We start from the raw sequence: 6,983 nt of genomic DNA, 5'->3' as shown, positions 1-6,983 counted from the left end.
TTCTGCACGGCTCAAAAAGTCCCCCCTTGAGGGGGGATTTAGGGGGATGTCTAACCCCTCAACTTCTCCCAAAGCCTCCGGGCCTGCTCCCTGGCAAACTGCAGGACCTCTTTCTCATCCACCGTCAGGATTTCCCCCTGGTGGTAAATCAACTTCCCGGCCGCAATGACACTTTCCACGTGCCGGGATTCGATCCCGTACACAAAATGGGACAACACATTCTCCGCATTCATTTCCGTGGGCGTATCGTAATTCAGCACAACCAGGTTGTTCTCCCCATCCCCTGAAAACCCATTCTGCTGCAGGTATGTGTGGATATTCCGAAACCGGGCGTAAATCTGCGCAGGCGAAAGGCCTTCCCGCTGGCCGATAAAATAGGCGGCTTTGGCGCTTCGCAGCATGTCGCTGTGCATACCGTCCGTGCCCAAAAGGAGGCGGTCCCCCAGTCCCTGGGAGCGAAAAAGTCCCACATTGTTATTGAGATTGCTTTCCACATTTTCCACCAAAAAAGCCGGGGACTCGCGAAAAAGTCGTCTTTCGCGCTCGTTCAAATAGAGCCCGTGCACCAGAAGTGTTTTTGAAAAGGCCAGCACGCCGGCCTCGTGGAAACGCTCCAGCACCCGTTTTCCGATCTCCCGCAGCGTCCATTCCGGGTCGATGGCATCTTCTGCCACATGCACGTGAATCCCGGAATCCAGTCGCTGCGCCAGTTCAACGGCCTGCCGCAGGAGTGCTTCTCCCACCGTGAACGAGGCGTGCAGCCCCACCAGCCCCTGACGACCGGATTTCAAATAGGATTCGGTTTCAGCCAGTCCCTGCTCCCGCACGGCATCGCCGTCGCGGTCGGACAGCTCGTAGCAGAGCAAATGCGCCACCCCCACGCGGTCAAAGGCCCCGGCGATGGTTTCCAGTGAACCTTCCACCGCGAAAGGCGAGGCATGGTGATCCACCACAAATGTGACCCCGTTCTTCGCACAGGCAACCGCCGTCGCCAGCGCACTGGCCTCGATCATATCCCGATCCAGGGCCTTGTCCAGGCGCCACCAGACGAATTTGAGAATCTCAAAAAAATTGGACGGTGCTTTGGGCGGCGCAGGCATCCCGCGTGCCAGAGCCGAATACACATGGTGATGGGCATTGCCAAAGGATTTCGTGACCCACTTACCCGTGCAGTCCAGAACGTGATCATTCTGCTTCAACCGCCCGGTACCGGGCCATTCAGAGAAAAACGAAATTCCTCCCGAATCACCCTCCTCCACACGAATGTGCGTCCGGCGAAATGCTAAGCTCTGCCAATCAATAAACACGGCATTTTTCAAATAAAGAGCCATTTAATTCATCTCTCTAATTTTTGCTGGATCGGTACATGGTGGAAATTTCAGTACCCAAATTCCAAATAAATCCGAAATTTAAATGCCCAAAACGGCCTTGATTTTTGGAATTTATTTGGATTTTCTTTTTTCAGATTTGAGGGTTTTTCTCATCATCGGTAATGTTCGCCGCCGAACGCCGTCAAACTGGTAGAACGCATTCGCCACGGCGGGGGCCGTGGCTACCAGACCAATTTCTCCCACACCTTTTGCGCCGTACGGACCAACGGGGTCGGCCACTTCCACCCCAATCACCACTACCCGCGGCATGTCAGCCGCCTTTAGAATCCCCAGACGGTTGAGCCGCGTGGTGACCGGGAATCCGCCCTCCATCGGAAAATCTTCCGAAAGGGCATACCCCAATCCCATGTGCACGGCGCCCTCAATCTGTCCTTCAAATAACGTGGGGTTAATAATTCGTCCGGCGTCATGGGCGGCGTAAATGGTGTCAATTTCTCCTCGTTCGTTCAGCACGACCAACTGTGTGGCGTAGCTGTAGGAGTAGTGGGTTTTTACCTCGCCCGGGTCCCCGGGAGCGGTTGTCCAGTCACACACCCATTGTCCCGAGTACACCCTTCCCACTAACTCATTTAAGGAGTGATTTTTCAAATCCTGCTTTAAACCTTTGACGGCATCCAAAATGGCATTGCCCACCAGCGAGGTAGCCCGGCTGGCGGTGGTCATTCCGGAACGGGCTTCGTACTGGGTGGACACCTTCACCTCCACCCAATTGGGATCAATCCCGGTCGCTTCGCAAAACATCTGCACTGCTACGGTGTTCACACCCTGCCCCATTTCCGTCCAGCCGTGATGCAGCACGACGTGATTTTCCGATTGAATTTCAATCTTCACCTCGCTGAAATCGGGTGCGCCGTTGCCGATGCCGGTGTTTTTAATCGCGCAGGCCAGACCGGCATACCGGGCCTGATAAAATTTTTCCCTGACGGCCAGCAGCGTCTCACGCACGCCCACCCCGCCTTCCAGCACCTGTCCGGTGGTGGTCATCGAGCCTTTCACCAGCGCATTGTCGTACCGAAATTGCCAGCGGTCGAATCCCGCCTTCTCGCACAGCTCATCGATGGCACTTTCCAGCGCAAACGTCGCCTGATTATCCCCGAATCCCCGCATAGCTCCGCAGGGGATGTTGTTGGTGTACACGGTTTTGGCAATCACATCCACTACCGGCACATGGTACGCACCTGCGGCGTGCCCGGCGGCCCGTTCCAGCACCTTCATACCGACCGAGGCGTACGCACCCGTGTCACCAATCATACGCGCTTTGACCACCGTGAGCTTGCCGTCCCGGTTGGCCCCCACCGTGTATTCCATGTGAATGGGATGTCGTTTGGGGTGCATCCGCATGGACTCGTCGCGCGTCAGGCGGACCTTGACCGGTTTTTTTAAATAGGCCGCGAACAACGCTGCATGTCCCTGAACCGTGAGGTCCTCTTTGCCCCCAAAACCACCCCCATTCGGCACCAGATTCACATTGATTTTTTCCTCCGGTAATCCAAGAATCCGGGCAATCTGCCGGCGGTCTTCGTACACCCCCTGGCCCTCCGAAAACACCTCTATTCCGTCCCTTTTCCAGGGACGCGCAACCGCCGCCTCCGTTTCCAGATAGGCATGTTCTATCCGCTGGGTTTCGTAGGTGCCGGTTACTATAAAATCGGAGGCACGGATCGCCTCGTCCGCGCGGCCTCCCCGCCGAATGACGGTTGTTTCCAGAAGATTGCCCCCTTCATGCACGCGAACGGAACTGGCTTCTGCCTTAAGCATATCCGTCAGGGGCTCCAACACCTCGTAATCCACCCGAATGGCTGCGGCAGCCTTCCGGGCGATGGCGTCCGTTTCGGCCACCACGCCTGCCAAAACATCCCCGACATAGTGGGTCACTTCCCCCTCGGCAATCATCAGCGGCCAGTCATTGACAATTAAACCAACCATTCGGTTGCCGGGAATGTCCTTTGCCGTAAAGATGCGAAGCACGCCTCTGATTTGCTCCGCAACAGAAGTGTCGATTTTCAGCACCCGCGCCCGGGGATAGTCGCTGAATTTCAGCGCCCCGTACACCATGCCCTCGAACCGCAGATCGTCCACAAAAGGCGCCTGTCCGAGGGCACGCTGGTAGGCCTCGTACTTGGGGTGCCGGGTTCCTACGCGGCCGGAGGTTTCCAGCTCAATCGGTTCCTTTTTGCGCAGGGCTTCGCTCCCCAGTTGAATGGCCTCGACGATCTTCTGGTAGCCCGTGCAGCGGCAGAAATTCAACCGCAGGGCCTTTCGGATGTCTGTTTCCGTCGGATTGGGATTTTCCTGCAGAAGAATTTTCGTGCAGGTTAAAATGCCGGGTGTGCAAAAACCGCACTGTACGGCGCCCTTTTTCACGAAGGCACGGGCCAGGGTCTCTTTCACCTGAGGGGGAAACCCTTCAAGGGTAAAAATGGAGGCTCCGTTGACCTTTCTCATGGGGGTGACGCACGAAAGCGTGGGGCGGCCGTTCATCTCGACCATACACGCCCCGCACGCCGCCTGGCCGTCGCATCCATTTTTGACCGATGTCAAGCCCTCCACTTCCCGTAAATAGCTCATGAGGGAACGGGCTTCGTCCCCGTCGTAGGTTCTGGGTTCATTGTTCAGGGTAAAGGTGATCATGGTTTTATTTCCGGATTTTTTAATAATTAATAATGTTCAATTCCGATCGAAACAATCCTCCGATAGCTCTCCGGATCCGTGTCGCCTTCTGTGTTAATGAGCAGCACACGGGAATCGGGTCCCAGTCCCAATTGCCGGACAGCTTCCTGTAAGGCCGGGCTGGTGGTCAGCGCCAGTAAACCCGCCAGGCCGGAGGCTCCCGATTCCCCGGACACCACGCCTTCCCGGGCGTACAATCGCATGGCCTGTTCCGCGTAGTGATCCGGAATGGCCAAGAAGAAATCCATTCCGTCGCGGATAATCGGCCAGGTCACCGGCGAAGGAACCCCGCAATTGAGTCCCGCCATAATGGAATCCAGTGCGCCTGTGGTGGCCACCGCTTCCCCGTGGCCAAACCGAACGGAATCCAGAAAACAGGCGGCCGATTCGGGTTCCACGCAAATGAGCGTGGGGCGATTTTTCCCGTAGCGACGCACGTAGTAGCTGGTGCCGGCTGCAGCCAATCCCCCCACTCCGGCCGGAAGAAGCACAAAATCGATTTCGGGGCTTCCGGGCGGATGGAGGGAATCTTCCATTTCACGAAAGAGCGTGGTGTACCCCAGCAGAATAAACCGGGGTAAATCCATGTAGCCGGGATAGGCCGTGTCCGATACGACCTGCCAGTCATTTTCTTCCGCATCCCGGGCACACCGCTCCACACAATCGTCAAATGTGCCGTCCACCAGCACCACGCGAGCTCCCTCTGATTCAATAGCCTTCACACGTGCCGGAGCAGAATCGGCCGGCATGTAGATGACCGCTTTTTGCCGGAGATTTCGCGCCGTCCAGGCCACGGCCCTCCCGTGATTGCCGTCGGTGGCGGCCGCAAAGGTAAACGTTCCCAGCTTCCGAAGTGCAGCCGGATCCTTGAATAACTCGGGAGTAAAGGGTGTTGAGAATTTTTCCTCCCATTTCTGCTTCAGAAACCGGTAAATCGCGTAGCTGGCTCCCAGGGCCTTGAAGGCCTTGATGCCAAATCGCCGGGATTCATCCTTAACAAATACCGCCCCCAGTCCCAATTCCCGGGCAATCCGGGGCAGTTCCACCACCGGCGTCGGAGCGTACCCCGGCAGGGACCGGTGAAAATCCCACACATCGGTGGCGTTCAAAAAAGCGTACGCTTCCCCCCAGTGGGGGGTTTCCTTCCGATAGGGATTGAAAGCAAATTGGCACATGATTTCTATTTCCTAAAAAACTTTAAAAAAATCGGACTTTAGTATTTGACTTTTTCCCCCTCACTCCCCCTCCCTTAAATAAGGGAGGGGGAAGGGGGGAGGGTCAATAACAGAAAAATGTTACGTAGAAACATATTTATCAAGTAATTGTAAAGGGGCTCTGTGTTAATGGCAAATTAATTTTTATCACAAATTATGATCTTATTTTGTTACTAACCATTGCCTCTGTCAGAAATCTCGATTTTTTCAGAGCTTTTTCCTAATAGGTCACATTCATCAAATACGACTTCCCCAGATTATCCAGAATAATCCGCATGGCAGCCGCCTGCTGCAGGTGGATTTCCCCGGCAGGCTTGGTCATTTCCACCTGAAGGATCGAAAAATTCTTCCGATTGAGCCAGACTACGGCCACGCCTGTTTCATACACGTACCGATCGGCCTCCCGGGTGAGCTGCACACGCCGGCCATTTTTCTTGTACACAATACTTGGCCATTCCCCCCTTTTCTCCAGCCGGTAGGCCTCCGGTTCCTCACGAAAACTAGCTTCCGAGAGACACAGCTTGGGTTTGTCCCGGTACGGAGCACCGCTGGTGGGACAAAAGGTCGTGCAATTGCCGCACTCATTGCACCAATCGGCTATGTTCAAAACCTGGAACCGCTGGTCTACGCGAAACGTTCCGTCCGGCTCCAGTTTCAGCTTCCCGGTTTTAAAAGAAATTTTCTGGAGATTAAACGCCACCGGCTGAATGGTGTACGACAGGTTCGCCCGATTGGGACAGACTCCCACACAGACGTTGCAGATTTCATCGCACAGCAAACAGCGGCTGGCTTCTTTTCGCGCGTCTTCTGGTGTAAAAGGCTCACTGACCAGACGGAAATTCAAGCGCTCGGCCGGCGGTAATTCTTTGGGGTGAACGGCCCATTCCCGGCGGGCGGCTTTTTTCTGAAACTCCGCCAGCGTCAGTTCTTTTTTGGGATGAACCGTCCGAGACGGTTCGTCTTTCCCAGCCGCTTTCAGTATGTGCGCTGCCGCTTCTTTCCCGTCAGCGATGGACAAAATCAAGCTGGACGGCCCGCGAAATGCGTCGCCGCCAATGTAAAGCCGGGGAATGGCTGTTTCGTGCGTCACGGGATCGGCTTTCAGATCCTCGGGATTCAGAAAATCGAGCGCCATTTCCTGACCGATAGCCGGAATGACCGCATCGGCTTCAAGCAGGAATTCCGAATTCTCAACCGGAACGGGCCGCCTGCGCCCCGAGTCGTCCGGTTCCCCAAGCGCCATTTTCTGACAGGTGACGACGAGATGGTCATCCTCCCGCCGGATTGCCACCGGTGCGGCCAGTTCCAACAGGCGTACACCTTCCAAAAGCGCCTCGCGAATTTCGTCCGCATCGGCGGGCATTTCGTGCCGGGTACGGCGGTACAACAGCGTAACGTCCCCATTCTGCCCAACCAGCCGCCGCGCCGTGCGCGCCGCATCGATTGCGGTGTTCCCGCCGCCAATTACCAGCACCCTCTGCCCCAAAGAAACCGCTTCCCCTTTTCGCACGCGCGAAAGAAACGCCAGAGCGTCCTGAACCCCTTCCAGCTCTTCTCCCGGAATACGCAGCGGTTTTCCGGCCTGAGCGCCAACAGAAAGGTAAAGAAAATCAAAATCGCGCTGCAGACGTTCAAACAGAGGCCGATCCACCGGCGTGTTCAAATGAAGGGCAACGCCCAATTTTTGAATCCGGTTCACGTCGATCTC

4 protein-coding genes are annotated in these 6,983 nt (G+C 55.8%); all 4 read right to left on the bottom strand.

Features of this window, described 5'->3' with window-relative positions:
* Positions 1-50: 50 nt before the first annotated feature.
* Positions 51-1,331: an amidohydrolase family protein gene (locus GXO76_12325; protein NOY78646.1), complete on the bottom strand. Its 1,281-nt coding sequence runs from the start codon at positions 1,329-1,331 to the stop codon at positions 51-53.
* Between the two features lie 111 nt (positions 1,332-1,442).
* Positions 1,443-4,022, bottom strand: a complete 2,580-nt coding sequence (gene xdh, locus GXO76_12320) for a selenium-dependent xanthine dehydrogenase (GenBank protein ID NOY78645.1) — start codon at positions 4,020-4,022, stop codon at positions 1,443-1,445.
* A 26-nt stretch (positions 4,023-4,048) separates the two neighbouring features.
* On the bottom strand, positions 4,049-5,236 hold the full coding sequence (locus tag GXO76_12315; GenBank protein NOY78644.1) for a diaminopropionate ammonia-lyase: 1,188 nt from the start codon (positions 5,234-5,236) through the stop codon (positions 4,049-4,051).
* A gap of 259 nt (positions 5,237-5,495) precedes the next feature.
* Positions 5,496-6,983 (bottom strand): FAD-dependent oxidoreductase (locus GXO76_12310; GenBank protein ID NOY78643.1); only part of this gene is annotated, 1,488 nt, incomplete at its 5' end.

It is taken from the genome of Calditrichota bacterium (assembly GCA_013151735.1).
Taxonomy (GTDB): Bacteria; Zhuqueibacterota; JdFR-76; order JdFR-76; family BMS3Abin05; genus BMS3Abin05.
The sequence above is the reverse complement of the archived record's forward strand: the minus strand, read 5'-3'. Positions and strand labels throughout refer to the sequence as shown.